This window comes from Aeromonas sp. L_1B5_3 (genome assembly GCF_963866575.1).
GTDB classification, from domain to species: Bacteria; Pseudomonadota; Gammaproteobacteria; order Enterobacterales; family Aeromonadaceae; genus Aeromonas; species Aeromonas jandaei.
The window spans coordinates 1-1,082 of sequence record NZ_CAWMDN010000017.1 but is presented as its reverse complement, the minus strand read 5'-3'; the positions used below and the strand labels follow the sequence as shown (position 1 = coordinate 1,082).

Sequence of the window (1,082 nt, the reverse complement as noted above, 5' to 3'; positions counted from 1 at the left end):
GGAATTCAGATAATAAGTGCGACACTCATGGATGAATGGCGAGAGGTGGCCAACTGCTGATTGGTGGTACCCTTCTGCTCGCCAAAGTAAAAGCAGTATCACCATGAGCTATCAGCAGTTGACCGAGGGGCAACGATACCAGTTATCGGTGCTTCGCGCACAGGGGATGTCCATCCTTGCCACCGCACGCGCCATTGGCGTTCATCGCTCCACCCTCTACCGGGAGCTGCGTCGTAACGCCGGGCCGCAGGGCTACCAGCCAGACAATGCGCATCAGCACGCCACCCACCGACGGGCCAGTGCGGCCAAATCTCGGCTATCTGCCGATGTCATCCAGTTTGTCGAGCTGACACTCGCCTGGTGGTGGAGCCCGGAGCAGATAAGCGCGGTGGGCAAGCAGATAGGCCTCATGGTGAGTCACGAGTGGATATACCGCCATGTGGCCGCCGACAAAGCCCGGGGTGGCCAGTTGTACCGCCATCTGCGCCAGGGCCACAAGCGCTACCGCAAGGGGGCGAGCAGCCTGCGTTCTCCCATCAAGGAAGCCCGCTCTATTGATGAACGGCCGGCTATCGTCGATAGCCGGGAGCGGCTCGGTGATTGGGAGGCGGACACGGTGCTGGGCAAGCAAGGCACAGGTGCACTGGTCACCCTGGTGGAGCGCAAGAGCCGGCTCTATCTGGTCAAGCGGGTCGCGAGCAAACAGGCTGGGGTGGTGCGGGATGCGATAATCGAGATGTTAACGCCCTACATCGAGCAGGTGCATACCATCACCTTTGACAACGGCGGCGAGTTTGCCGAACACAAGGCGATAGAGGAAGCGCTGGGTGCCGAGACTTACTTTGCGCACCCTTACTCTTCGTGGGAGCGCGGTCTGAACGAGAACAGCAATGGGCTGTTGAGGCAGTTTATCCCAAAGGGAACAGACCTGAGAGAGGTCACGGACGAGGATGTCAGGAGAGCGGAGCAGTGGCTCAACCTACGACCTCGGAAATGTCTCGGATTCAGGCAGCCTGTCAAGGTATTCGAAGAGTACCGTCAGGCGGCATAGGCGAGTGTCGCACTTCGAAGTTGAATTCGCG

The 1,082-nt window shown here is 59.4% G+C and carries 1 protein-coding gene; it reads left to right on the top strand.

The window, feature by feature from the left end:
- Nucleotides 1-103: 103 nt before the first annotated feature.
- Nucleotides 104-1,051 (top strand): IS30-like element ISAs2 family transposase, encoded by a 948-nt coding sequence (locus AACR93_RS01930; protein WP_019706001.1) that lies wholly within the window; start codon nucleotides 104-106, stop codon nucleotides 1,049-1,051.
- Nucleotides 1,052-1,082 lie beyond the last annotated feature (31 nt).